18 protein-coding genes are annotated in these 26358 nt (G+C 61.4%); 8 read left to right on the forward strand and 10 right to left on the reverse strand.

All coding sequences use genetic code 11. The features are described 5' to 3' along the window. Positions 1–315 precede the first annotated feature (315 nt). The 3 genes from KTAU_RS18070 to KTAU_RS18080 all read left to right on the forward strand — a co-directional run bounded on the left by KTAU_RS18070 (position 316) and on the right by KTAU_RS18080 (position 4515). Positions 316–1296, forward strand: coding sequence for a ring-cleaving dioxygenase (locus KTAU_RS18070; protein WP_151729686.1), 981 nt, complete (start codon positions 316–318; stop codon positions 1294–1296). Between the two features lie 189 nt (positions 1297–1485). Continuing rightward, a complete protein-coding gene (locus KTAU_RS18075; protein WP_151729687.1) occupies positions 1486–3102 on the forward strand; it encodes a hypothetical protein in 1617 nt (538 codons plus the stop codon). Positions 3103–3288: 186 nt separating this feature from the next. Beyond that, on the forward strand, positions 3289–4515 hold the full coding sequence (locus KTAU_RS18080; RefSeq protein WP_151729688.1) for a helix-turn-helix transcriptional regulator: 1227 nt from the start codon (positions 3289–3291) through the stop codon (positions 4513–4515). Positions 4516–4734: 219 nt separating this feature from the next. On the opposite strand, the gene KTAU_RS18085 is transcribed toward KTAU_RS18080, so the two are convergent. From KTAU_RS18085 to KTAU_RS18105, 5 genes are read right to left on the reverse strand one after another with little or no spacing between them, the layout of a single operon-like run. Next, positions 4735–6264, reverse strand: coding sequence for an NADH-quinone oxidoreductase subunit N (locus KTAU_RS18085; RefSeq protein ID WP_151729689.1), 1530 nt, complete (start codon positions 6262–6264; stop codon positions 4735–4737). Between the two features lie 16 nt (positions 6265–6280). Next, entirely contained in the window at positions 6281–7906 is a 1626-nt protein-coding gene (locus KTAU_RS18090; protein ID WP_151729690.1) for a complex I subunit 4 family protein, read from the reverse strand. 15 nt (positions 7907–7921) lie between these two features. After that, positions 7922–10174: an NADH-quinone oxidoreductase subunit L gene (gene nuoL / locus KTAU_RS18095; protein ID WP_151729691.1), complete on the reverse strand. Its 2253-nt coding sequence runs from the start codon at positions 10172–10174 to the stop codon at positions 7922–7924. A gap of 6 nt (positions 10175–10180) precedes the next feature. Then, on the reverse strand, positions 10181–10498 hold the full coding sequence (gene nuoK, locus KTAU_RS18100; protein WP_170293420.1) for an NADH-quinone oxidoreductase subunit NuoK: 318 nt from the start codon (positions 10496–10498) through the stop codon (positions 10181–10183). 12 nt (positions 10499–10510) lie between these two features. Beyond that, a complete protein-coding gene (locus KTAU_RS18105; RefSeq protein WP_170293413.1) occupies positions 10511–11053 on the reverse strand; it encodes an NADH-quinone oxidoreductase subunit J in 543 nt (180 codons plus the stop codon). 610 nt (positions 11054–11663) lie between these two features. Between KTAU_RS18105 and KTAU_RS18110 the strand changes: the two genes are divergently transcribed. Next, complete coding sequence (locus tag KTAU_RS18110) at positions 11664–13676, forward strand: inactive serine/threonine-protein kinase VRK3 (protein WP_151729693.1); 2013 nt, start codon at positions 11664–11666, stop codon at positions 13674–13676. A 252-nt stretch (positions 13677–13928) separates the two neighbouring features. Here KTAU_RS18110 and KTAU_RS18115 read toward each other — a convergent pair whose 3' ends face one another. Then, on the reverse strand, positions 13929–15317 hold the full coding sequence (locus tag KTAU_RS18115) for a calcium:cation antiporter family protein (protein ID WP_151729694.1): 1389 nt from the start codon (positions 15315–15317) through the stop codon (positions 13929–13931). A gap of 455 nt (positions 15318–15772) precedes the next feature. On the opposite strand from KTAU_RS18115, the gene KTAU_RS18120 reads away from it, so the two are divergent. The 3 genes from KTAU_RS18120 to KTAU_RS18130 all read left to right on the forward strand — a co-directional run bounded on the left by KTAU_RS18120 (position 15773) and on the right by KTAU_RS18130 (position 18689). Next, complete coding sequence (locus KTAU_RS18120; protein WP_170293414.1) at positions 15773–16411, forward strand: GtrA family protein; 639 nt, start codon at positions 15773–15775, stop codon at positions 16409–16411. A gap of 166 nt (positions 16412–16577) precedes the next feature. Then, positions 16578–17372, forward strand: a complete 795-nt coding sequence (map, locus tag KTAU_RS18125) for a type I methionyl aminopeptidase (protein ID WP_151729696.1) — start codon at positions 16578–16580, stop codon at positions 17370–17372. 123 nt (positions 17373–17495) lie between these two features. Next, positions 17496–18689 (forward strand): WD40/YVTN/BNR-like repeat-containing protein, encoded by a 1194-nt coding sequence (locus KTAU_RS18130; RefSeq protein WP_170293415.1) that lies wholly within the window; start codon positions 17496–17498, stop codon positions 18687–18689. A 237-nt stretch (positions 18690–18926) separates the two neighbouring features. Here the strand turns inward: KTAU_RS18130 and KTAU_RS18135 are convergent, their stop codons facing one another. From KTAU_RS18135 to KTAU_RS18150, 4 genes are all read right to left on the reverse strand, one after another. Beyond that, positions 18927–21662 (reverse strand): valine--tRNA ligase, encoded by a 2736-nt coding sequence (locus tag KTAU_RS18135; RefSeq protein ID WP_151729698.1) that lies wholly within the window; start codon positions 21660–21662, stop codon positions 18927–18929. A gap of 843 nt (positions 21663–22505) precedes the next feature. Continuing rightward, positions 22506–23213, reverse strand: a complete 708-nt coding sequence (gene pdo, locus KTAU_RS18140; protein ID WP_151729699.1) for a protein disulfide oxidoreductase — start codon at positions 23211–23213, stop codon at positions 22506–22508. A gap of 237 nt (positions 23214–23450) precedes the next feature. Next, on the reverse strand, positions 23451–24890 hold the full coding sequence (locus KTAU_RS18145; RefSeq protein ID WP_151729700.1) for an MBL fold metallo-hydrolase: 1440 nt from the start codon (positions 24888–24890) through the stop codon (positions 23451–23453). Between the two features lie 244 nt (positions 24891–25134). Then, positions 25135–25488 carry a rhodanese-like domain-containing protein gene (locus KTAU_RS18150; protein ID WP_151729701.1) on the reverse strand — a complete coding sequence of 118 codons (354 nt, stop codon included), beginning with the start codon at positions 25486–25488 and terminating at the stop codon, positions 25135–25137. Positions 25489–25660: 172 nt separating this feature from the next. On the opposite strand from KTAU_RS18150, the gene KTAU_RS18155 reads away from it, so the two are divergent. Next, on the forward strand, positions 25661–26149 hold the full coding sequence (locus tag KTAU_RS18155) for an ArsR/SmtB family transcription factor (protein ID WP_228026528.1): 489 nt from the start codon (positions 25661–25663) through the stop codon (positions 26147–26149). Positions 26150–26358 lie beyond the last annotated feature (209 nt).

Genomic DNA, 26358 nt, shown 5'->3' on the forward strand with positions numbered 1-26358 from the left:
CTGGTGGTCCATGCACCGCTGTTGTTTTGCCCGCGTGCAAGGGAGGTCAGTAGGGCTGTTGGCCTGGCCGTTAGTTCGCTGGGAAGTTCTGGGAAGGCCAGCGTGTTTCCTATAGTAGACTATCTGGCGAATGGGACGATCTGGCAGAGGCGATCTCGGGCCTGATGCTGCTGGTCGGATCAGATGCTGGCTGGGTTAAGATGATGCCAGAGCTTGCGCGTTGGCTGGCCCTTCGCTCTTCTCTGTGGGGCGCAAGGCATGAGAGCCAGCTGAGGTAGTGAGCCGGAAGCAGGAGTAAGGAAGGGAACAAGAGCAATGCAATTGCAAGGTATTCATCATGTGACGGCAGTGACGGGCAATGCCTCGCTGAACGTGGCCTTTTATACGCAGGTGCTGGGGATGCGCCTGGTCAAGAAGACGGTCAACCAGGATGATGTTTCGGCGTATCATCTCTTCTATGGGGATGAGTTGGGCCATCCCGGCACCGAGCTAACGTTTTTCGACTGGCCGGAGCTGGAGCGTCATCGCCACGGAGCGGGCACCATTTCGACGATCATGCTGGGAGTCAGTGGTGAGGAGGCGCTGCGCTGGTGGCAGGAGCGTTTTGCCCGCCTGCGTGTGGAGCATGATGAGCTGCGGCGCCGTGGTCCAGACGGAGTGCTCAGCCTGCCGTTCCGTGATCCCGAAGGCCAGCGCCTGGAGCTGGTCGACGATGGTGGACGGCTGCAGGGGGTACCCTGGCGCCGCAGTCCTGTGCCTGCTGAGTACGCGATTCGGGGCTTCTATGGTGTGCAGCTGACCTTGCGCGCGCTGGCCCCGTCGGCGCGTTTCCTGACCGAGGTGCTGGGTTTCCGTCAGGTGGGGAGCTATCAGCAGGGCAATGGCTACGAGGTGGTGGCCTTTGAGGTTGGTCCGGGAGGGCCTGGTGCGCTGGTACATGTAGAGATCCAGCCAGATGCGCCCTTCCATCGTTTTGTCGGCATCGGCGGCGTCCATCACGTGGCCTTCCGCGTGCCTACGGATGAGGAGCATCGAGCCTGGCGTGAGCGCGTGGCGGCTGTCAATCGCACGGTGACGCCGATTATCGACCGCTTCTACTTCCATTCGATCTACTTCCGCGAACCAGGTGGCGTGCTTTTCGAACTGGCGACGGATCTGCCGGGCTTCGCGGTCGACGAGGACCCTGAGCATCTGGGCGAGGGCCTCTCTCTGCCACCGTTTTTGGAGCCGTACCGGGCGCGGATCGAGGCCGGTCTGAAGCCGATTGAGCCGCTGGATCTGCTGGCGGGAGTCTAAGGGGAGGGAGAGCAAAGCGAGCCACGGGCTATCTGGAGGCCGGGTGAGGCGGCAATGAGTCGACGGTAGAACGGTTCATTGCCGCCTCACCCGGCTATCGTGTATGCTTAGCTCAACAGCGAAAGAGACCCGCTATGTCTGTAAGTCCAGGTTGTCGTCTATTTGCAGCCTGGGAAAGGAGCGTGCACCGTGGCTCGCAACCTCTACCGCAGTTATCTGTATGTGATCCTGCTTCTCCTGCTCGGTCTCGCTATCTATGCGCTGGCTGGTCTGCTTGATCCGCTCTGGCGTCTGACCCCGCTGCGACCTGGCTACGAGGCAGTCCCTGATCGGGCTGAGGTGGTACAGACACTGGTTTTTGCTGTGACGGTGCTTCTCTTCGTCGCCGTCCTGGGGGGTCTGCATTACTGGCTGCTACGACGCGACCTGCGTCAGGACCCGGCAGCAGGTGGCGGTGCCGTGCGCGCTTTTTTTCTCAATTTGAGCGAGCTGGTGCTGGCTCCGATTGCTATCTTCTCGCTAGGTCAGGTACTCACCCAGTTCCAAAGTGGCTATGCGGCCACTGGCCTGGCGACGCTCGCTGGACTACTGGTTCTGGAATGGGAGCGGCGGCGTCTGCCAGTCGGTCCCGGGCTGGCACGCTTTTTTCAGCGTCTTCATGTCTACGGCGTTCAGCTCATCCTTCTCTCCCCGCTGGTGAGCGCCACCAACTATTTCCTCTCGCTGGTGCTTGATTCCTACCTGCTCGGCGGCGGGCACGTTGCGCCTTCCGCTGTTGTGAATGGTCATGCCGATTTGAGGGGTCCATTGGCGACGGCGCTCTGGTTCGTGCTGGCCTGGTTTGCCTATGGCTATCTCAATCGTCACGACCCCGGTTCGTGGTTGCGGCGCTTGTTCTATGGTGGCGTGCTGGCCTATGGTCTGTTCTTAGCTCTCGATGAGTGTGCGGCTCTTCTGGATCTGCTCCTGCGTTTCCTGGCGGAGGAGAAGATCCAGGCAACGGCTCTGCTGTCGCCGCCCGGGGCACTGCTTTTCTCGCTGCCTTCGGGTATGGTGCTGGTCGGCTTGCTGGTGGCTGGCTTCGCCTGGCTCTGGCTACAGAGTGAGGTGAAGCAGCTGTCCGACCCGCTGCGGGCGCGTGCTGTGCTGCGCTATAGCCTGCTGGCTATGGCGGCGGCCATGCTGGCGCTGCTGTTCTGGGCTGGAAGCGGGCGTCTGTTGCTGACTCTCCTTTTCACGCTTTTCCCAACAGGACCTCTGCCTCGGTCTGGCGACTGGATCGATGGGTTGGCGCCGCTGCTGCTTGGCCTGGGCGCGCTGCCGCTGAATCTGCTCTTGATGCGGCGCTACCGACAGGAGCCGGAGCGCGCTCTGCTACCGTGCCAGGGCTTCATTCTGGCTACGCTGATCGGTGGGGTGCTGGCGACAACCGTCGGCGGGGCGGTCCTTCTTTTCTCGCTGGGTACTGTGGCACTTGGCTCCCCTGTAGAGAACTGGCCGCGGCTGACACAGGAGAGTGTAGTCGGACTGCTGGTCGGGCTGGTCGTACTGGCCTTCTATCTCTGGCAGGCAGGGCGCAGTGGAGTGCTTGCGAACCTGGGTTCTTCTCTACCAGCGCCAGTGCAGTCCGCCAGGTCTGGAACAGGGCCAGAGGCGGCGCCATCGATAACCGCTGCGACCGCTGCTGAGGCCGTTGGAGAGGGGACGCCTGCACTGGAGGACATCCTGCGACGCTTGCAGGCTCGCCAGATTTCGCTTGAGGAGGCTGCCTCTCAGATTCGGGCCTTGTTTGGCCAGAGGGCCTGAGCAGAGCAGAGGCTCTCTGAGCCCTCTTGTAAGCCCTCTCCAGCAATCGTCGCTCAAAAGCTTGCCAAAAGCAAAATTGTGTAGCGAAAACTACGGGATTCAATCCATTGAAAAGAGCTGAACTGAATGCTACACTCCCTGGTAGGAAATGTTCTTTGCCCTCTTGACAGATAAAGGAGGCATGAGATGAGTGGTGTTCACTGGTGGCGGCGCTATGGGGATTATCCGCCGGGGAAGCACAACTTGCCGCATATGGGGGCAGTGCTGAGCGACTATCGGCAGCGGCGAGGCTACAGTCGAGCAGAAGTAGCGCAGGCATTGGATGTCAAGAAGCAGGCAGTGAGCTACTGGGAGGCAACGATGTATCTGGCAGATCCAGAGCGACGCATGGTGCTGGCGAGATTGTTGCAGATACCGCCGGCGCTGTTGGGGCTGGCCTGGGAGCAGGTGGTCTATGTGGGCAGGGAGGGAGAGCCAGGCGCCAGCTACGAGCGGCTGGCGGAGGTGGTCAGCCTGGAGGGCTACTATCAGTACGAGGATCTGTTGACGCTGGCGAGTCGGCTACTGTATGCCGGTCAGTTTCGCATACTGGCCCGGCGTCTACCGCGCTGGCTGGGGAAGCTGCGGCAGAAGGTGAAGGAGGCGCCAGCCAGCGAGCGAGAGGCCTGGCTCTGGCTCCTGGGCCTTTACCTGCTGCGGGCCAGCTCCATCGCCAGGCACTCGCAAGGAGATCACCAGGGCAACCTAGCCTTGAGCCTGGCCAGCGAGCTCCTCCGACTGGGTCAAGAGCAGGACGAGCCGACGCTCCTGGGCCTGGCCTTCTATCGCCTGATGGACCTCTATCGGCAGATGGGAGCCACTGAACAGGCCAGAGATGCGGCTCAGGCGGGTCTGAACTGGGTGAAGCGGGTAGGGCCGGCGTTGGGGGGCAATCTCTACCTGCTGGCGGAGGTGGGAGAGGGGGACGAGCGGCAGTGGCGAGAGTGGCAAGAGGAGGCGCTCAGATTGGTGGAGCGAGTGGAAGGAGGAGAAGAGGACGCTTCGCAGTTGAAGCTGAACCGTGCGGCGGTGCATCACGAGGGGGCGAAGCTGTTGCTGACGCTGGCGCAGCGGCAGGGAGAGCGCCAGCGCCTGAATGAGTCTTATCGGGAGCTGGCGCAGGCGCGCTCGGGGTTGGGGAGCGATGTGGGAGCCTGGCGGATGTACCTGGATGTGACCGAGGCGAAGCTGTTTCTGGCGCAGGGGGAGGTAGAGCAGAGTGCCTGGCTGGGGGCGAAGGCCTGGGGCGTGGCGCAGCAGATGGGGTCGGTGAAGGTGGAGCCGGAGCTGAGAGCGTTGTATGCCAGCCTGAGCGCGAAGGCGCCGGGCCATGCCAGCGTGCAGTGGCTCGGCCTCGAACTGGGCATCTGCTAGAGGGGCAATCAGTAGGAGCTGCCTCGACTGCTGCCCATACGCTTCAGTCAGAGAATACGCAGACAGAAAGCCTGTTCCATCGCCGGAAACAACGCGCTCGAACCAACCCCGCAGCAAAAGAGGACGGCTCGCTCTCACGAACCGTCCTCCTTCGAGCTGTCTATCTAGCTATAGCCGTCCAGCGAGAGCCGACTGCTCTGCCCTGAACTGGCAAGATCCCTAATGGCCCAACGCCATCAGCACGCCCTGCGCCGAAGCGAAGAGCATCGACGCCGCTGGCAAAGCCCAATTCAGCACCACCTGAGCCACCACAATCAGCACCAGCAAAGCCGCCGTTGCCAGCACAATCGACGAACTCAAGCCCAGCGGCGTCGACAGGCGGTCCTCCTTGGGCGGCGCATCGAAGTACATCGCCTTCACAATGCGCCCATAGTAGACCAGCGACACCACACTATTGAGCAAGGCGATAATCACCAGCCACTGCAGCCAGGGCTGATTCATCTCCACCCCCTGGCTCCAGGCCGCACTGAAGAGAAAGACCTTGCTCCAGAAACCGGCCACCGGCGGAATCCCCGCCAGTGACAACAGACAGAGCGCCGTACCCAGGCTCACCAGCGGCTCGCGCCGCGCCAGCCCGCGGAAGTCCTCGATCTGCTCCCCACCCGTCGCATTGGCCAGGGCAATAATCCCCGCGAAGGCCCCCAGATTCGTCAACACATAGACCAGGATAAAGAAGAGCACAGCGGCATTGCCCTCTGGGCGACCCGTTGCCAGGCTTGCGCAGAAGCCCACCAGCAGATAGCCGGCCTGAGCAATGCTCGAATAAGCCATCATACGTTTCACATTTGACTGCACCGCCGCCACCACATTACCCAACGTCATTGTCAGGATGGCCATAATTGCCACCACCACCACCAGCTGAGGCAGATCGCGCAGATTCAGCCCGCCGTAGAAGAAAATGCGCAGCAGGCCGGCAAAGCCCGCCGCCTTCGAGCCGACCGAGAAGAAAGCCGTTGCTGGCGTCGGTGCTCCCTCATAGATATCGGGCGCCCACATATGGAAGGGCACCGCCGAAATCTTAAAGCCAAAGCCGGCCAGGATCAGAATATCGGCCACAATCACCAACAGATTCCCATCCTGCAGGCCCTTAGCGAACGTCCCGGCGATACTCAACAGATCCGTCGTTCCCGTCAGCCCATAGAGCAGAGCCAGCCCGTAGAGCAGAATCGCCGACGACATTGCCCCCAACAGCACATACTTCACCGCCGCCTCAGCCGAGCGCTGATCCGTACGCAGCAGCCCGGCCATCACATACAACGGGAAGCTTGTCAGCTCCAGCGAGATATACAGAGAAATCAGCTCACCGGTGCTGGCCATCAACATCATGCCGGTCGTCGAAAAGAGCAGCAGCGTATAGAACTCGCCCGCGCCCCGCACGTACTTCGAAACGTACGAGTACGAGGACAGGATCATCACCGCTGCGATCAGGAGAAAGACCACCTTAAAGAACAGCGCATAGTTATCGACCACCAGCATGTTAAAGAACGCATGGCGGGCTGAACCAGTATTTGTCAGAATCAGCGAAATTGTAAAGAAAGCTGGCACCAGCAGGCCCACCAGCGCCACTGCTGCCGTCACTGCGCGGCGCTTCACAAACAGATCGACCGCCATCACCACCAGCGCCAGCAGCGTCAGGCTCAGCTCCGGCGAGAGCAAGTAGAGATCAGCAACCTTAAAACCCGTAGCCATAGCACGCGCCTCCTACCTAGCGGCCCAGCGCCGTTGTAGCCACCGGCAGCAGATGATGCAGTGCCGGCACAATCACATCCAGCAAGAACCCCGGGTAGACCCCGACCAGCACAATGAAGGCCGCTAGCGTCACCAGCGGGATTGCCTCGCGCCAGGAAGCATCGGGCAGCCAATTCCAGCGTAGATTGAAAGGACCGAACAAGACCCGCTTCAGCATCCACAGCAGATAAGCCGCCGTCAGAATCATCGTAAAGACCGCGATCGCCGTTGGCACGGGCCAGATGCGGTAGCTACTTGTAAAGACCATATACTCCGCCACGAAGCCCGCCAGGCCCGGCAAACCGAGCGAAGCCAGACCGGCGAACGTAAAGAGCGTCGCCCACAGCGGCATCCGCTTTGCCACCCCGCCGAAGATCTCAATCTCGCGCGTATGGGCCCGATCGTAGATCACACCCACGCAGAAGAAGAGCAGGCTGGTAATCAACCCGTGGCTAATCATCTGCACGGTCGCGCCCATCAAAGCCGCCGTCCCAAAGTGCGCCACATCGGGATTGCTCGTGTGGATTGCCATTGCCGCCGCCGCCACGCCCAGCAGAATCACCCCCATATGGCTCACACTGGAGTAAGCGACCAGGCGCTTCATATCCTTCTGCACCAGGCAGATTGCCGCCCCGTACAGAATATTGATCACCGCCAGCACCACCAGCAGCGGCGCAAACTGCTGCAAGCCATCGGGGAAGAGGCCCAGGCAGATGCGGATCAGCCCGTAGGCACCCATTTTCAGCAGCACGCCGGCCAGAATCACGCTCACCTCAGTAGGGGCATCCGTATGTGCATCCGGCAGCCAGGTATGCAGCGGGAACATCGGGATCTTGACGGCGAAGGCCACAAAGACCAGCAAGAAGGCCAGCAACTGCGACCCCATCGTCACCCCGAGCAGCGGAACCGTCACCCCTGTGCTGGCCGGCAGCAGATGCTGCATCAAGACTGGCAGACTGGCCGTATTCTGGCCGGCCTGGAAATAGACCAGCAAGATACCAGCCAGCATAAAGATACTGCCGAAGAAGGTATACAGCAGGAACTTCCAGGCCGAATAAATGCGGCCCGGCATACCGTGCTTCAGCGTCTCACTGCCCCAGATGCCGATCAACAAGAACATCGGTGCCAGCTCCACCTCCCAGAACAGGAAGAAGAGCAGCAGATCCAGGGCCATAAAGACCCCCATTACTCCCGCCTCCAGCAGCAGCAAGAGGGCCATATACTCCTTCACCCGCGGCTTCTCCCAGCCACCGATCACCGCCAGCATCGTCAGCAAAGCATTCAAGATCACCAGCGGCAGGCTCAGGCCATCCACGCCCAGATAGTAATCGATACGGAACGTCACCGACCCAAGCTGGAACTGAATCCAGGGGAGCTGCACCACATCGATCGAAGCCGGATCGGCCTTCGGGTCCGTCACCGAGCCGAAATGGTAGCCGGTAGCCACGGCGATCCGCAGGAAGATCCAGAGCGAGAGTGCCAGCGTCGCCGCGCTAAAAGCCAGCGCCAGCCAGCGCGAGAGGCGGACCGGCGCCACCATTGCCAGCACTCCACCGAGCGTCGGCAGCAAGAGAATCCAGGTGAGATCGTAGGCAAAGATCACAGCGCTTCCTCCCCTCTATCTGAGCGTAGCCAGCACGAAGACAACCACGGCAAAAACCGCGATCCCACCGAAAAAGACCGTCATATACGCCTGGACCTTGCCGGTCTCCGCGCGTCGCAGACCGCTGCCCAGCTCCATGACCAGGCCAGCCACCCCGTTCACAATGCCATCCACCACGAAGCGATCGAAAGCCGCCGCCACATGGCAGAGGCCCAGCACCACGTAGCGCACAATCCAGTCATAGAGCGTATCCACATAATAGCGGTGCAGCAGCAGACGATGGAAGAAGCGCAACACCGCATTAGCCTCAACCACCTTATGAACGCGCTCCCAGCCGACCGCGCAATAGAGCACATAGGCCCAGGCGATGCCCAGCAGCGAGAGCGCCACACCCAGCCAGGTCAGGCCATCGCTAAAGAGCTTACCCAGGTCCAGCAGTGGCGCATGGGGGTCCAGATACTGGAAGAAGCCCACCCAGTAACCGGCGAAAATCGAGAAGACCGCCAGAATCACCAGCGGCAGCGTCATCGTCACCGGCGACTCATGCGGCGTTCCCTCACCCCGGTAAGGTCCGCCCCAGATGCCACCGAGTGCGCCGCCCTTGCCGCCAAAGGCCAGGAAGAAAGCGCGGAACATATAGAACGCCGTCAGACCTGCCGTCACCAGCGTAATCGCCCAGAGCGCGTAATCGCCGTGCTCGAAGGCCAGCGAAATCAGCGTCTCCTTGCTATAGAAACCGGAGAGGAAGGGGAAGCCAGAGATCGACAGGCCGGCGATCAACCAGGTCGCTGCCGTAATCGGCATAAAGCGGGCCAGGCCGCCCATCAGGCGCATATCCTGCACCTCGCGATGCATCGCGTGATGGAGCGCATGCAGCACGCTACCGGCGCCCAAGAAGAGGAGGGCCTTAAAGAAAGCATGCGTAAACAGATGGAACATACCGGCGCCCGGGCCGATCTCCGTGCCGGCCACGCCGAGGCCCACGAACATATAGCCGAGCTGGCTGATAGTTGAGAAAGCCAGCACCCGTTTAAAGTCTGTCTGTGTCAGGCCGATCGTTGCCGCGAAGATGGCCGTGATCCCGCCGATCCAGGCCACCACGCCGAAAGCCTGGGGGCCGGCGGCGGAGAAGAGAGCGAAGGTGCGCGCCACCATATAGACGCCAGCGGCCACCATCGTCGCCGCGTGGATCAAGGCGCTCACCGGGGTTGGGCCTTCCATTGCCGATGGCAGCCAGGTATGCAGAGGCACCTGGGCCGATTTCCCGATGGCGCCGCAGAAGACCAGGATCATCGCCAGGGTCAGCAGGGCCTGGTTGCCGGCGAAGGCCTGCGCCACCCCGTGAGGGCCATTACCGGCCAGCGTCGCGAAATCGAAGGTCCCCGTCGTCGCGAACAGGATCATAATGCCGAGAATAAAGCCCACATCACCGATACGGTTCATGACGAAGGCTTGCAGAGCGGCGCTGGCGGGGGCAGGGCGCTCCTCAGCGGGCTTAGCCCGCTTATTGATCCAGAAACCGATCAGCAGGTAAGAACTCAAGCCGACCAGCTCCCAGCCGACGAAAATCACCAGGAAATTCGCCGCGAAGACAATGGTCAGCATCGAGAAAGCGAAGAGCGACAGATAAGCGAAGAAGCGAGCGTAGCCAGCGGAGCTTGCCATATAGCCCTGGGAGTAGAACTGCACCAGCAGTGAGACGGTTGTCACCACCACCGTCATCGCCAGGGCCAGATTATCCAGGTGGAAAGCAATGGTATAGGGTTGGAAGGCGACATCGCTGCCCCAGGTATAGGAGAAGAGCGTGATTCCTCCCTCGGGCAGGCGTGGAGTACCGGGGAGCAGGCCGAGCGAAGCGAAGAGCAACAGCCAGGAATAGAGACAGGCGAAGAGCATCAGAACGATACCTACATAGCCGCTCAACCTTGCCCAGGGAGTCAAATACGGCACCGTCGGATCATCATCGTAGGGGTCGCCGTGGTGTTCTTGGTGTTCTGCCTCTCCCCCATGTCCCAGGTGCGCCGCGCCCTCAGCGGGCCCTGCCGCATGCGCGGCATGCTGCTGCTCAGCATGTCCGCCGGCGCCGCGGGTTGCCTCCCAGGCGGCAAAGGCCGGGTCCGCCTCGCGCAGGTAGGCCGCGTAGTCCTGCGCCGTCTGCCCATGATGGCGGCTCCACAGATCGGCCATGCGTGTCCCAAAGACGATCACCACGAACGACGCCAGCGGAGCGGCCAGAATGAGCCAGGCGTACTCATACAGACCGTACATAGCAAATCACCACTTCAGCATATCGATTTCGCCAACATCCACCGTCTGGCGCTTGCGATAGATCGCGATAATCATCGCCAGTGCGAGCGCCGCCTCCGCCGCAGCGACAGTAATGATGAAGATGGCGAAGATCTGTCCTGTCAACAGATTCGAGTAGGGCTTGACGTGGTTAAAGAAAGAGAAAGCGATCAGCGTGATATTGACGGCATTGAGCATAATCTCGATGCTCATCAGAATAGCGATCGCATTGCGCTTAGTGAGCGCGCCGTAGAGGCCGATACAGAAAAGGACCGCGCCAAGCACCACAAAATGTGTCAGAGTCAGGCCCATAGCAACTTACTCCTCCTCGCGGCTGATCACGATCGCGCCCACGATGGCCACCAGCAGCACCACCGTTGCGATTTCGAACGGCAGCACATAGCTATAGCAGGAGGGGCTATAGAGGAGCTGGCCGATCGCAATCACATTATTGGAGGGGAGCGAGCAGACCGTTCCCTGAAGCAACTGGGCGGCGGGAGCTGACTGAGCGAACTGACTGACCGTCGCAGCGAAGATGATCCCCAGGCCGACGAGGGCCGAGACCACCAGCGCCACGGCCATCGCCAGCGGGCGAGCGTTGGGATTGGTTACCCGTTGCCCGGCGATGCGTGTCAGCATCAGCGCGAACAGGATCAAGATCGTCACCGCGCCGGCGTAGATGAGGATCTGCACGATTGCAATGAACTCGGCATTGAGCAGGAGGAAGATGCCGGAAGCCATTGCAAAGACCACCACCAGCGCCAGCGCGCTATGCACAATATTCCGCTGGCCCACGACGACCAGCGCCGCAGCAACCAGCACAACGGCGATGATCCAAAAGATCAGGCTGGCTAAGTCCATAAAAAAAATGTCCTCCATCGAGCGGGCACTGAGAGCACCGTCCAGGCAAGCCTTGTCCTCACTGACCAGGTCTGCCAGCAGGCCGGCCAGAGTGCGGGAGAGAGGGGCGAAGCGGAGACAGCACGATGCTCGGCGCGAAGGCATCAATCAAGTCAAGAGCAGGTTCGTGTGAAACGAGCCAGTGGCCTCTCTATCGCCCTGCATACTCCCTCCCTCCCATTGTAGCAGGGTAGACCGGCATTGAAGCGGTGGATCTATCTGCCCTGTTCTTGTCTCGTTTCTTGCGTGCGTGCGTATGTGCGACGTGAGCAACTCCTCGCTGTTTCCCGTCAGATTCTAACAAAAGCCTGACGAGGTGACAAGGGCAGAAACCTTCCTGGTCCTGACTCGCCCGGCCTGGGTTGGGAGCGAGCTTGTTCCAGGCAGGACTCTCCTAAAATCGGGAGCGGTGTGGAGAAAGCGGCGAGCGAGTGCGTGCTTTCCAATGAATTCTGACGGCGATGGGGCCAATTCAGCTACGCGCCGCCCATTGGCTATGCTATAATCTTTTGGTGGTCATTTCTCTCGCAAGAAATAATCTGTGCAATAACACACGGCAAGGCACCTGTCCATGAGCATGACACAGACGACCAGCAGGCGGGATTCTCCCGAAACGCAGCGCTGTCCCCAGTGTAACGCTGTTGTGCCGCCCCACGCGGCTTTCTGTGGCGCCTGCGGAAGGCGCATTGAGGGAGCAGCCTCACCCCGCCCGGAGGAGGCCGAGGCCGAGTTTCGCCAACGCTATCGCATTACCTCGCTGGTGCGCCGCCGTCCCTACATCAGCCTATTCTTGGCTACCGATGCCAGTACGCAGCAGACGGTGATCATCAGCGATGTTGATATCAGTACGCTGGATGACGAGGCCCGCCAGCGCGCGGCGCAGCTTGTCAGGCGCGAGTACGACCTGCTGCGTCGTCATGCCATCCCTCATCTGACGCCGATACTGCGGCAAGTATACGATCAGGGCCATATCTACGTGATTGCCGGCAATCCCTTCGCTCAGACGCGAGAGGCTGGCAATGACGGGGCCGCTGTTCAGGCTCAGGGTGAGGGCAAGCTGGCCAGCGCTGAGGAAGACGGGCGGCTCTATACGCTGGAAAGCGTTCTGCAGAGTGGGATCGGGCTGCCTGATGAACAGGTGGCTGTGCAGTGGATTCAGGAGCTGTGCGAGACGGTGGATCGTCTCCACGGCCATCAGATCGTGATCGGTGAGCTAGATCCCCAGGCCCTGGTCCTGAGCAGCCTGGATTACCGCGGTCATCCGGCCCTATTGCTCTGCTGGCTCCCGGTTTATATTCGTACCCTCTTGCCGGTTTTGACTGGGGCGACGCGTCCCTTCAAGCCCGGCCCCTTCACGGCTCCCGAAGTCCAACAGGGCAAGGTTGAAGCCCGCTCCGACGTCTACAGCCTGGGGGCCTTGCTCTATCTCTTACTGACTGGCACCCCGCCCGCCGCGCCGGCGCCACACTTGCGCTCACCGCGCGAGCTGAATCCGCGGGTGAAGCCGGAGATTGAGGCAGTAGTCATGCGGGCCCTCTCCTTCGAGCGCTCCGAGCGTTTCCAGAGCGCCGCCTCCCTGGCCGAATCGCTGGCCAACCCCTACATCAGCACGCAGGTGGCGCGCTATCCGCGTCCGGCAACGACTGCCTCGCTGGGGGAGCGGGCTGCCGGTCATGATAGGCAGGATGGTACTGGCGAGCGCGGTAGAAGGCGCTCCGGCTGGCTCACCGGTCGCACTGGGCCAATCGCTGACGCCAGCCAGAATCAGCAAGCGCCTGTCGCCAGCGTGGCCTCTGCCGCCAGCGAAGCGGAGGGGAGGAATGGAGATGCCGGCGCTACCGCAACCAGGGACCAGGCCCGGCCAGCAGTGCCGTCGCAGGAAGAGGATATCGCCGCCCTGCCCACCTATATCCTGGCCCGCCGCCGCTCCGAGTTGGAGGAAATCGGTGAAGTGGCGCGGCGCTTAACGCAGCAGCTGCAGAAGCGCATTACAGGCATCTTGCCGGCCCTGCAAGGCAAACTCTTGCCTGCTGCCAAATCGGAGAGCACTGCCCTGGTGAAGGCCAGCCCAACCGAGGGCCTGCAAGAGCGCTCATTGCTGCGTCAGATCCAACGCTTCATTGTCGGTGAGCAACAGCGCGGCAGCGCAGCCGCTGCCATTATCGAGGCCCCCCTGCGTCTGCAACCTGGTCAGCGCTTTGCCATTCGGGTACGACTGATGGGGAGAGACCGCGCGCTGCCACCGCCTGGCTCACGGGCTGGCAGCCGGCCCGTGGGCTTGAGCGCCCTCACGCATGGCGAGCGCGTCCATATCGAGGTTCGTTCAGCCATCTACCAGCGCTACGCCTTCGTTGTGCAGCGAGCGGTCATCATGGTACCAGCCCGAGGCTATGTGGCCGAAGTGACTATCCCCATGCCGCCGCCGCTGAAAGGGCGAGGGGGACGTCGTGAGCGCCTGCACCTCGTCTTTACCGACGAGCACCGGCGTCCGCTCTACGAAAAGCCCTTTGCCCTTGAAATCCTGGTGTCGCCGCTGGTGCGTCCCGGTCAGGAGGGCCTGCAGGCCCTGCCTATTCCCTACTAAACTGACTACAACTAACTAGACGGCCCCTGGCTGGCCATCCGGGCGCTGCCGTGCCGCAGTCGCTTCCCAGCCCGACCGGGCTGCCGCCACATCACTCCTCGCAGAAGGGGAGGACTCAGGCAGCAACGAGGAGCGCCGTTGCTCCTCGTTCGCTATCTTGTCTCTCTGGCCTGGCCAGGTTGCCTCTGGCTTCTCCTCTCTTCCCCCTTGTCTTCCCCCTTTGGCTGCATCCAGCCGCTAACTGAGCGTGCTTCAAGCGCCGAAGAGAAAGACGGTACCACCCATAATAGCGTAGAGCAGGATTAACAACAGCCCTTCCAGCCAGACCAGCTCACCATCGTGCGTGATCTCGCTAAAGAGGAAGGCTCCCAGAGCCAAAACTGCGATCTCTACAATGCTGAAGACCAGGTCCAGGCGCTGAGGCGCCAGCAGGCTGCACAGCACCAGAATCGGTGCCACCAGCAGTGCGATCTGGATAGACGAGCCGGCAGAGGCGGCCAATACCATGCCCATCCGCTTATCCAGCGCCATATTGATGGTGTTGAAATATTCGGGCAGACCGCCAATGAGCGGGAGGAAGACCAGGCCGACAAAGGCCGGATTCCAGCCAAGCAGCTGCGTAAACGGCTCAATGGAGGCGACCAGGATGTCCGAGACCACGGCCACGCCGGCGGTAGCGGCGGCCAGCAGGAGCAAAGCCAGCCAGAGATTAGGCTTTTTCTCCTCCGCGGCCTCTGCGGTAGACCCAGGCTTCGGCTCTCCCTGACCACGCGGGGCCTGCCCGCCGGTCGGGACGGCCTCCGGCTGCCGCTGCTCGCCAGGTGTGCCGCTGGCGCTCGGCGTGGCCGGCGGCACACCGGTGGAAGCGACCCCAGGAGCCTCCACTCGCTCTGCAGAGACCATCGCCTGCAGGGTGCGGTCCAGCTCGCGCAGCACGCCGCTCTTGTTCGGCAGATTGCTATGGATCAGGCGCTGACGGTAGCTGAGCAAACGTAAGATGGCCGCCTCGGAGCGCGCCCCTAAGACCGGCTCAAAGCTATCGCTGCTTACCTCCTCTCCCTCCGCAGGGTGATCGCGCCAGCGGAAGACACTGAAGAGAAGGGAGGCGAGATAGCCGAGGAGAAGCAAAACGGCAATAAAGTCGGAGAGCTGGATGCCGCGCTCGACAATATGGCTCTGACCAGCGCGCGAGGCCAACAGCTCGGCAACCGCCGGCAGCAAGAGGCCCGCGATGCAGAGCGCTAGTAATGATGCATACTGGCTGGCCGGGCGCGTCTCAAAGCGCAGCCGCCCATGCTTAAGGCCGCCGACCATCGTGGCCACGCCAAGCACCAGGAGGATATTGCCCAGAATAGAGCCGATGATCGAAGCGCGCACCACATCCACCAGTCCTTCGCTTAGAGCAAAGAGGCCGATAATCAGCTCGGTCACATTTCCAAAGGTCGCAAACAGTAAACCCCCGATGCGCTCGCCTGTATGCTCAGCCACGGCCTCGACAGCTCGCCCAATCAGCGCCGCCAGCGGTAGAATACCCAAGGCGGCGCACCCAAAGCGCAGCAGTGGAGGAATCTCTACCCGTAGCCACTCCAGGGCTACGGCCAGAACCGCGAAGAGCAAGAGGCTATAGAACCAGCGCGACATAAGCACTCCTTCCCATACAGCTCACCGGGGCCGCTCCTCATGCGTGGCCCCGCGGGTCAGGCGAGAGCCTGCACAAGCAGCCCCAGTCTCCCAGTAGTTAAGCGTATTTTCTCCAACCCTGTCTACCGTAATCCTGCGGAAGATGCCAGATTGCTGCTCATCATTAGGTGCGGCACCTATGCTGAAAAAGAGAACCTCAGCCACTGAGTTCAGGCCAGCGAGCCAGGGCCAGCCCGCTCAGAAGCGCGCGAGGGGCGCGATCGTGGACCGGAACCGGCCCGGGAGGGATACCGTCAGTCAGCCTTGACCAGCCACCCATGAACGCTAGCCAGGGTGACGAGGACCAGCCTGGTACTAACATCCCTGGATGGAAACGAGGCTGTTACTTTGTCGATCTCTCACTCGCTTGTGCCAATGTAACAATTTTGATTGGCCATTGTAGGCACGGAGAACGCATGAAGAATACTATCACGCAAGATCGTCAGGATGACCTACTGGATCTGATTGCTCTGGTTGAACACAGCACACAGCCACAGCCGGCAGTCTCAGCCAGTGGGGCTGGTGGGGCCGCCGCTCAAGGCTCGGCTCCCGGCCTGCCGAGCTATCAGCCAACCTCGCTGGCGCTGGTGAACCGCTTCCTTGCCCTCGTCGATGACCTCACTGGCGGCAAGGCTGGCTGGTTTCAGCGGCTCTTCACTTACCTTTTCATCGGTGGTGCAGCTGCTGTCGTCAATATGCTTGTTTTCTATATTATGTTCTATCGTATGTCTATACCGGTCAATAGTACGCTGCACAATGCCATTGCTAATATTACTGCCGCTGAAATCTCAATCATTGCCAATTTCCTGGCTAACGATTACTTTACCTTCCGTCATCTTCCTGGCCATCAGCGCTCGTGGGGGCAGCGCTGCCTGCGCTTTCACCTCACGGCCATTGTCGGCAGCCTGTTGAATTTCTGCATCGAGCTAGGTCTGACCAACCTGGCGCATGTGCCGGCGCTCCTGTCGCAGGCCATCGCTATTTTCCTGGTCCTGATTTACAATTTCTCCTTCCATCACATCTTTACCTACGGAGGAATGAGTGCGGCCCACTGAGACCGCGGTCTGTTAGTCTGGAACGGCGCAACCAGAGAGCACTGGGGGTGGGGACGAGCGCGGAGCGGGGGGAAGGAAGGAAGGCGGCATTGGCAGACAGGTCAGCAATTGATCTGCCGGGCTGGAGACTGACCGAACTGGACTGAGCTGAGAGTGAGCACGAGCCATGAGCAGCAAGGGAGTGACCTATCGCCTGAAGTCGCACGCTGAGATTGAGGCCATGCGGGCGGCAGGAGAAATTGTCTGGCGGGCTCATCAGGTGGCGGCCTCGCTGGTCAAGCCGGGGGTGAGCACTGCCGAGATCAACGAGGCCGTCGAAACGTTTCTGGCCGAGCAGGGGGCGGCTCCGCTTTTCAAAGGGGTCCCCGGTCCGGTGCCTTATCCTGCAGCTACCTGTATCTCACTCAATGAGCAAATCGTGCACGGCATTCCTGGCAAGCGGCGCCTCCAAGAAGGGGATCTAGTAAGCATCGACATCGGCTGTCGTCTCGATGGCTGGTGCGGTGACGCTGCAGTAACCCATGCCGTGGGACGGATTGATGATCGGGCCAGGCGTTTGCTCCAGGTGACTGAGGGCGCCCTTCATCTGGCCATTGAGCTGCTTGGGCGCAAATCGCGCTGGGCCGAGGTAGCCCAGGTCATGGAGCGAACCATTCGTCAGGCTGGCTTTACCGTTTTTGAGCAGCTGGTCGGGCACGGTATTGGACGGGAGATGTGGGAACCGCCGCAGGTGCCAAATTTTTATCGTCGCGGGATGGATTTCCCCCTCCAGCCTGGCCTGGTCATTGCCGTAGAGCCAATGGTGGGTATGGGGAGCAAAGAGATTCGTATCCTTCCCGACCACTGGACCATTGTGACCGCCGACGGCTCGCTCAGCGCCCATTTCGAGCATACCATTGCCCTGACCGAGGATGGCCCCCAGGTGCTGACGACCGGTAGTGGCGGCCTCGTTTGGGGCTGATTGCCCCAATGGGCCAGCTCTCTCTTCTACACAGTGAAAGCAAACGATACCTTGCGAAAGCAGTTCATGGGCTATGGACCCGTCGCCTGTTGGCGAGCAAGCGCGACAAGGAAGGTCTGCCTGATGCCGGAAGCAGCATATGGCGATGTTCAGCAATGGCAAGCCCCACGGCAGGTTCCTCCGAAGTGGCTGGTACTGGCGGCCCTGTTCCTCCTGGCTCTTGGCAGCGGCTGTCTCCCTTTGGGGAGTGCGCCGCCCTCTCCGACCTCGCCGGCACTCAATGCGGCGGCGCAGCAGATGCAGACCCTGCTCATGTGTGACGAGCGGCACGGCTGGGCTTCGACCCAGCGCTCTGTTCTGCGCACCACCGATGGTGGTGTGCACTGGCAAGATGTTACACCTCAGCCCGAGGCTGGCTCGGTCCCTCGGCAACCCGTTGAGCGTATTGTCGCTACCTACCTGAATGCTCAGACTGCCTGGGTGGCCCTCATTTTCCAGGATGGGTCGACCACGCCGATCTACCATACGAGCGATGGGGGCCGGAGCTGGCAATGGACAAATGTGCCGGCTCCAGGGATTGGAGTCGTACAACTGACCTTTGTCGACGCTCTCCACGGCTGGCTGCTGGTCAATCTGGGGATTGCCACCAATGCCGAGGCCGTTGCCATCTGGCGCACCACCGATGGTGGCAGCCATTGGCAGCGCATCATGCAGGTCTCCGCAGCCCAGGCTCGCACGGCGCAAAGCTCTGCAACCCTTCCCTACAGTGGCAGCAAGTCCGGTCTGGCTTTTCTCAATACGACCACTGGCTGGGCCACTGGCAGTGAGCCAGGTCTCAATCGAGCCTGGCTCTATGTAACGCACGACGGCGGCCAGAGCTGGCAGCCTCAGTCTCTACCTCTTCCCACCGGAAGCGAGAAGGCCCAAATTGCCACCCTACCGCCGCGCTTCTTCTCCGATCGCGATGGCCTCTTGCCCGTCAATGTCTATGCCGCTGGCAAGGCGAGCCTCTATTTTTACGTCACCCACGACGGTGGCAAAACCTGGCGCTTTGGTCTGGCGCTGCCGGCTTCGGTCATCGCCTGGTCCTTTGTCTCGGCCAATGTTGGCTATGCGACCGACCGCACGACGCTCTATGTGACGCATGATGGAGGACAGCATTGGAGCCAGCAGCTACCCACTGGTCCTTTCGCGGACGTCATTCAACTAGATTTTCTGACGGCCAGCACTGGCTGGGCCTTGTGCCTGGCACCTCCGGCGAAAACCCATATTCTGAGGACGAACGACGCCGGTCAGAGCTGGCAGCAGCTCAGTTAAGTCCCGGCTAGCTTCAGCTCTCAGGTGAGCAGATAGCTTCTCTCCTTGTCGGTGGCGTGTCTGGAAAAGGAGCGGCCCATCGCAGCAGGCGATGGGCCGCTCCCTGCCTATGCGCGCGAAAAAGGAGGAACATGGGAGTACCTGTCTGCTCTCCCTCTCCGGCTGAGCGGAGCAGACTGGCCCAGGTGGCTTGACCTGAGCCAGCCTGGTTTCTGCCCTACTGGCAAGCGCTGGCGTTTAGCTGCTCAGAGCTGCGCGGCGCTCACGCAGCTTGGCCAGCCGCTCCTCTTGCTCGCTGAGGCGTTCGCGCTCGCGCTCCACCACCTCGGGCTTGGCCCGCTTGACGAACTCCTCGTTGGCCAGCCGCGCCTGGAAACGGGTAATCTCCTGCTCCGTACGAGCGATCTCCTTATCAAGGCGCGCCAGCTCCTTCTCCACGTCGAACATCCCAGCCAGCGGCAGGTAGATCTCCACCGGCCCAGCCAGCAGGCCCATTGCCCCTTGTGGCTTTGGCTCCAGACGCTCATAGAAGCGCGGCGTCTCTGTGCGCGCCAGAAACTCAATCAAGGGCGCCTGCTCGCTGAGGAGGGCGAGCTTCGGGCCAGCGGCCAGCAGCACCTGAATGCGGCGGGCCGGCTCCACGCCGAGCTGATTGCGCGCGTCGCGGATGCGCGTGATCAGCTCCTGCAAGAGGGCGAAGTCCTCCTCGGCCTCCTCGTCTTTGGCGGCTGGCACAGCCTGCGGCCAGGGGGCCACGATCAGGGCCGGGGCCGGCCAGCGCTCTGGCTCCGGCTCGCTGAAGCGATAGAGATGCTGCCACACCTCCTCTGTCACAAAGGGCATGAAGGGGTGGAGAAGGCGCAGCGAGGTATCGAGCACCGCGCGCAGGATCGCCGCCGTCGTCTTACGGGCCTTGGCGTCGCCCTGGAGCTGCACCTTGGCGATCTCCAGATACCAGTCGCAGTATTCGGTCCAGAAGAACTCATGGATGCGGCGACCGGCTTCGCCAAACTGGAACTCCTCAATCAATTGTGTCACATCGCTGATCAGCTGCGAGATGCGGCTCACGATCCAGCGATCGGCCAGGGTGCGGGGGCGGAGGGCCTCCAGGGGAGGCACGCCGTCCTCAATCTCAGCGGTCGCTGTCAAGACAAAGCGCGAGGCGTTCCAGATCTTATTGGCGAAATTGCGGTTGCCCACGATGCGCTCGGGCACCAGCTTCATATCGTTGCCGGGCGTACTGCTGGTGGCCAGAGTGAAGCGCAGGGCATCGGTGCCGTACTGATCCATCACCTCGATTGGATCGACGACGTTGTTCTTCGACTTGCTCATCTTCTCGCCCTTGGCGTCGCGCACCAGGCCGTGCAGGTAGATGACGCGGAAGGGGATCGTCCCCATGAAATGGATGCCGGCCATCACCATGCGCGCCACCCAGAAGAAGATGATGTCGTAGCCCGTCTCCATCACCGAGGTCGGATAGTAGCGACGGAGGTCCGGCGTATCGTCGGGCCAGCCGAGCGTACTGAACGGCCACAGCCAGGACGAGAACCAGGTATCGAGCACGTCCTCATCCTGATGCAGGCGTTCGCTCTCGCAATGGGGACAGCGCATCACATCCTCGCGGCTGGCGATCGTCTCGCCGCAGTCATCGCAGTACCAGACAGGAATGCGATGGCCCCACCAGAGCTGACGCGAGATCGTCCAGTCGTGGATGTTCTCCAGCCAATCACAGTAGATTTTCGTAAAGCGCTCGGGCAGGATGCGAATCTGGCCATACTTGACCGCGTTCAGCGCCGGCGTGGCCAGCGGCTTCATGTGCACGAACCACTGCTTCGAGACCAGCGGCTCAATCACCGTATTGCAGCGCTGGCAGTGGCCCAGAGGGACCGTGTAATCCTCGATCTTGACGATCAGGCCCTCCTGCTGGAGCTGCTCGACCAGCTTCTTGCGCGCCTCAAAGCGGTCCAAACCGGCGTAGGGACCGGCCTCGGGGGTCATCTTGCCATCGAAGCCGATGACCTGCACGCGCGGCAGGCCGTGGCGCTGGCCAATCTCGAAATCGGTTGGATCGTGGAAGGGCGTCACCTTGACCGCGCCGGTGCCGAAGCCCATTTCCACAGCCTCATCGGCGATGATGGGAATCTCGCGTCCAATGACCGGCAGAATGGCGGTGCGCCCCACCAAAGCGCGATAGCGCTCGTCGCGCGGGTTGACCGCCACCGCCGTATCGCCGAGGATCGTCTCCGGGCGTGTGGTGGCCACACTGATATACTCGGTTGTCCCGGCGTTGCTCCCGGCCTCGGGCTTGAGCGGATAGCGCACGTAGGTCAGCTTGCCAGGGGTATCCTCGTGCTCCACCTCCAGGTCAGAGATGGCGCTCATGCAGCGCGGGCACCAGTTAATGATGCGCTCGCCGCGGTAGATCAGGCCCTCCTCGTAGAGGCGCACAAAAACCTCACGCACGGCACGCGAGAGGCCCTCGTCCAGGGTAAAGCGCTGACGCGACCAATCGCAGGAGACGCCGAGGCGGCGGTGCTGGTTCTGGATGCGCTTCTTATATTGGCCAACCCACTGCCAGACCCGTTCGAGGAAGGCGGCGCGACCCAGACGATGACGATCGGTTCCCTCCTTAGCCAGTTCGCGCTCCACCACGGCCTGCGTGGCGATGCCAGCGTGATCCTCGCCCGGCACCCACAGCGTTTCATCGCCACGCATCCGATGGTAGCGAATCATAATATCCTCGATGGTAGCGGTGAGGGCATGCCCCACATGCAGCACGCCAGTCACGTTCGGGGGCGGCATGCTGATCACAAAGGGGGGCCGCTGTGGATTCGGGCGCGGCTTAAAGTAGCCTCCTTCCTCCCAGAAGCGATACCATTTTCCCTCGACCGCCTGCGGCTCATAGGCTTTGGGTAGGGCCGCAAGCAACTGCTTTTTCTCTTCGATACTGGCTATCTTCTCCTGCTCAATCATATTCCCTCCTGCGGTAGTGGGTGAACTCCGCTATCACCGCCTGGCTGGACTGCCCTGGCTGCTACGATGAACGGCTACAACGATGATGATGATAGCGATGATGGCTCAAAGCGTACTCAGGTCAGACGCGGCCAGGCCACTTTTTGTCAGCTCAGACCGCGGCACTGAGAGCGGGCGGGGCCTGGCTGCCTTTGGACTAACCAGGGAGCCCACTATCCCAAGGCGGGGAGTTGGGCGGATCACAGTTCTAACAGAAAACCCTTCCCGCCATCAAGGACGAGAAGGGTTCATACTCGTGGTACCACCTTGCTTCAGTCAATCGCCCTGCGCTCAGGCTTACACTCGGGCTGCTCTGCCGGCCAGTAAAGGCCGCGATCTTGAGCAATGCTGCTGCTCTCCTCCCCTGATGGCAGGAGGCGATTGACCCTCATTTGTGCGCTAACGGGCACACCGCAGCAGCTCACGCGTCCCTTTCAGTATCCTCATGCCCATTGTCCCCTCCGCGCTTGCTCTCTCCCTTGCTCAGCTCTGCCGGGACCGCGACAAGCTACCTTGCTCAGACTCCCAGGCGACCTTCAGCGTCTGCCATCCGGGGAAGACTTGCAGCCGGTGATCTTCCCTCTCTGCCGGGGCCAGAGCGCCTACTCCTCCTGTTCAGCGTCTGTGTCACTCTCTAGAGCGCGTAGCATGCGCCTTTGTTCGGATTGTCTTTAGTGTAGCAGATCGCGTAGCCAATGTCAAGCCGAGAGCAGGCGATCAGACAAAGCTCGCTCTCGCCTTCCTCGCTCTGGCTAGCCCTTCCTGCGGACCTGCTGCTCTGCCTCTGATCCTGGCGACCTCATCTCAATGCTGGGACTGAGACGCCTGGGAAGACTGGGCTGCCTCGGGAGCGAAGGTCTGCATGATCTGCTGCATCAGCCGCGTCTCGGGCACTGCTCCCAGAATCTCCAGCTGGTCGTTAATCACTGTCTTAGGCACTCCCTGGACGCGGTAGCGCTGCGCCAGATCGACGAATTCGGAAACCTCGACGACATCCGCCGTCACTCGCTCGCTGGCCATCGCCAGCGCATGGGCCAGCAGGGCCATGCGTGGGCAGTAAGGGCAGGTTGGCGTGACAAACACTTGAATGTGCAGGTCTTGCTGCAACGACTGTAATTGTTGCTGCGTCTGCGGACTAAGCGCTGTTTCGCCGCGCGACAGCCGGCGGATATCCTCGATCAGCGTACTGAACTCGTAGCCAGCCGGAATACCGAAGAAGCGCAGGCGTCCCCTGGCCTTGCCCTCCAGGATAAAGGCCGGAATGCGCTCAATCTGGCGCTGCCTGGCCTCGGCCTCATCGCGATAAAAGTCCTTCACCTGAAGATGGATCTTATCCGAGAGGCTGGCCACCTCTTCCAGAAGCTCGCGGGTCTCTTTGCAGAACTGGCATTCATGGCCTGGAATCAGCAGCGGAGACTCGCGCTGCGTGAAGTAGGTAATTGTCACCTCGCCATCCAGATCCTTGAAAAGCTCGCGAATCTTTTCCTGATCGCTTGCTTCGATCAAAGCCATCGTTCCACCTTCTCTCATTTACTGATGCTACGCATTACTCTCTGACGCTGTTGCGCGCCGCCGGCAGCCCAGGAAAGGGCGGGTTCCCCCCGCCGTAGGGGAGAGGCCCGCCACATTCTACCGCGTCGAGCGGCGCCTTGCATGCACAACCATATGTCCAAGAAGGACCGGCGCAGAGGGGGCCGGCAGCTGGCCAGCTCTTGCTCTGCAGTGCCAGGACCTACGAGATCGCGGGTTTCACGGATGGGCATGCGTTGCCAGATCCTCTGCCGTCGGCAGGGTGGGTTCCTCTGCCGGCTCGGTCACCAGCGGCAGGCCGCGCTCCTGCCAATCGGGCACACCCCCATCGACAGCCACCACCTCGCGTCCTGTGGCCGCCAGCATGCTGGCAGCGATCGAGGCGCGGTGACCGGAGTGGCAGATGACCGCCAGAGGCGTATGGCGTGGCAGGCTCTCCAGGTGCTGAGGTAAATCGCCGATGTGCAGATGGAGCGCGCCTGGAATATGGCCTTGCCGCCACTCATCATCGCGGCGCACGTCCAGCACGGTCAGTGAGGGCTGGCCCTTCCAGCGCCGGTAGAGGGTGTCAATATCGATGCGCTCGAAGCTGCCCGTGGGCAGAGCGGCGGCCTTCCAGGCCGCGATGCCGCCAGCCAGGTAGCCTTGGGCCTGTTCGTAACCAATGCGGATCAGCTGCACCACCGCCTCACGTCGGCCCTCCTCATCCTCGATCAGGAGCAAGAGTGGTGTATTGAAAGGCAGCAGCCAGCCGACGTAGGTGGCGAAGGAGCTGTCCAGCTCGATATTCAAGGAGCCAGGAATATGTTCACGAGCGAACTCTGTGCGCGGGCGACCGTCAACCAGCGGCAGGCCCTGCTGCAGCCAGCGCTGCACCTCCTGCGGCGAGCGCGGTGGCAGCTCCGGTAGCCCACCCAGAATACGCGGCCCTTGCTGGTTAATATCATGCATGTAGCGGTAATAGTGTGGGTAGGCTGTGTAGCTGGCAAGCTGGCGGCGCACAAAGTCGACTTCGTCGCGCGCCTGCACCACGGGGTTGGCCAGACGCTCTTGACCAATGGTAGTGCTGCGCTTGGCGCCAACAGCGCTTGCCACACAGAAGGAGCCGGCGCCGTGTGTCGGGTAGACCAGCACGCTATCGGGCAACATCTGCAAGAGACGTAGCAGCGAGTGATATTGCTGACGCGTCAGGGTCAGGGTCAGCTCGGGGCCGAGCAGGTCGGTACGGCCTGCGCTACCGACGAGCATGCTGCCACCACTAAAGAGGGCATAGGGTTGGCTGCTCTCCGCTTGGTAAAGCAGGTAGCTCGTATGCTCCGGCGTATGGCCCGGGGTCGCCAGGGCCTGGAAAGTCAGCTCCCCCACGCGGAAGCGGTCGCCATCGCGCACCGGTTGGTGAGGGTAAAGCAGATGGGCATCAGCACTGGCGACAATCGTGGCACCTGTGCGCGCCGCCAGCTCGCGCCCGCCGGTGACGTAGTCGTTGTGAATGTGCGTCTCCAGAATGTGGGTGATGCGCGCCTGCGAGCGTGCTGCGGCTTCCAGGTAAACGTCGACGTCGCGACGTGGATCGACCACCGCCGCCTGACCGCTGCGCCCGTCGCTGACAAAGTAGGATTGGTGCCCCAGACCTTCAATGAAGAACTGCTCGATTTGCATGGTTCTCACCTCACGGCCACCCGCCTGCTGCCAGCCTCGGGGGGGTGGCGCTCGCCCAAGGCTGGGCCGCTCGTTCGCTCGTTCTTCAACCGCTGGAGCGGCTGGCCTCTATTAGTATATCATCTTAATACGTTATGTCGATATAACTACTGAACTGTTAAAAAAACGGATGGCACTGACCTTCCCGCCCCAAAGGATGGAAGCTGTGGCTGTCCTGGCACTCCTGGCCATCTAAGGTAAGGAGCTATTCGACGGGCAGCCCGTGCAGGCGCCAGCTCGTGATCCCGCCTTTCACATTGACTACGCGCGAGAGACCCAAACGTTGGAGCAGCCGGGCTGCCTGAGCGCTGCGATGACCGCTCAAGCAGATCAGCAGTACCTCGCGATCGCGCGGTACCTCATCGACGCGCGTAGCGAGCTGTCCAAGGGGAATATTGACGGCGCGCGGCGCGTGGCCGCTGCGATATTCCCACGGTTCACGCACATCGATCAGAACGGCTTCGCTGTCCGCGCGAGACAGGCGCTCCCAGGCTTGGCGGACATCGATTGTCGCAACAGCCTGTGCTTCTTCTGAGTGTCGTAGAAATCGTCCAAACATGAACCTTGCTCTCTCTTTCGCTTAGCTGACGGAGGGGCTGCCCGCCTTTCGCGGGCCAGCTCACTCTCCTTGACTTTCCTTTCTAATTATATTACTATATAGTCATGAAGTCAAGTGGTGATGATGGACATTCACCCGTTGACCTCTACTCAGAGGGAGAAAGGAGAGCATCTTGACAAAGGAGAGACTCCAGCCGGTTCAAGACGGGGGGGAGTGGCAGCCGCGTGACCCGGAGAGCGCGACGCGCTGGAAGCAGATCAGCAGCGAAGGGGGCTTTCCCGATCCGCTGCTTGAGCTGATTGCGGCGCGCTTCCGCCTCCTGGGGGAGCCACTGCGTCTCAAGCTCCTGGCGGCTCTCACGGGCGGTGAGCGCAGTGTTGGCGAGCTGGTGGCTCTGACGGGGGCCAGTCAGCCGAATGTCTCGAAGCATCTGGCGGCCCTCATGCAGGGAGGACTTGTCAAGCGGCGCAAGGTTGGCACCAGCATTTACTATACCCTGGCTGACCCCAGCGTCCTGACCCTGTGCGACATCGTCTGCGCTGGTGTTCAGGAGCGCTTTACCACGCTGGCGCAGACGCTCCAGCTCGGCTCAGCGATGGCCCTGGAGGATCTGCCGCCAGTAGAGGAGAGCGAGATCAGCGGATCAGGACCCCGCCAGTAGGGGCGCGTGCTCTCTGCCAGCGCGGTTTGCCATTGACATTCGGCTGCGCCCTCTCCTCTCGCCTGCGGCCCAGTCTTCGCCTGCGTTCGCTCAGCTGTGGGGCCACGAGTGAGCAGAAAAGCGCCCCTCTTGTAGTTTTGGCCATAGTGATCAGTCGTAGCAAGCAAACTAGCAGGAGGCTGGAGCGTCCTCCAGTCTCTGCCAGGAGA

Source organism: Thermogemmatispora aurantia (assembly GCF_008974285.1).
GTDB classification, from domain to species: domain Bacteria; phylum Chloroflexota; class Ktedonobacteria; order Ktedonobacterales; family Ktedonobacteraceae; genus Thermogemmatispora; species Thermogemmatispora aurantia.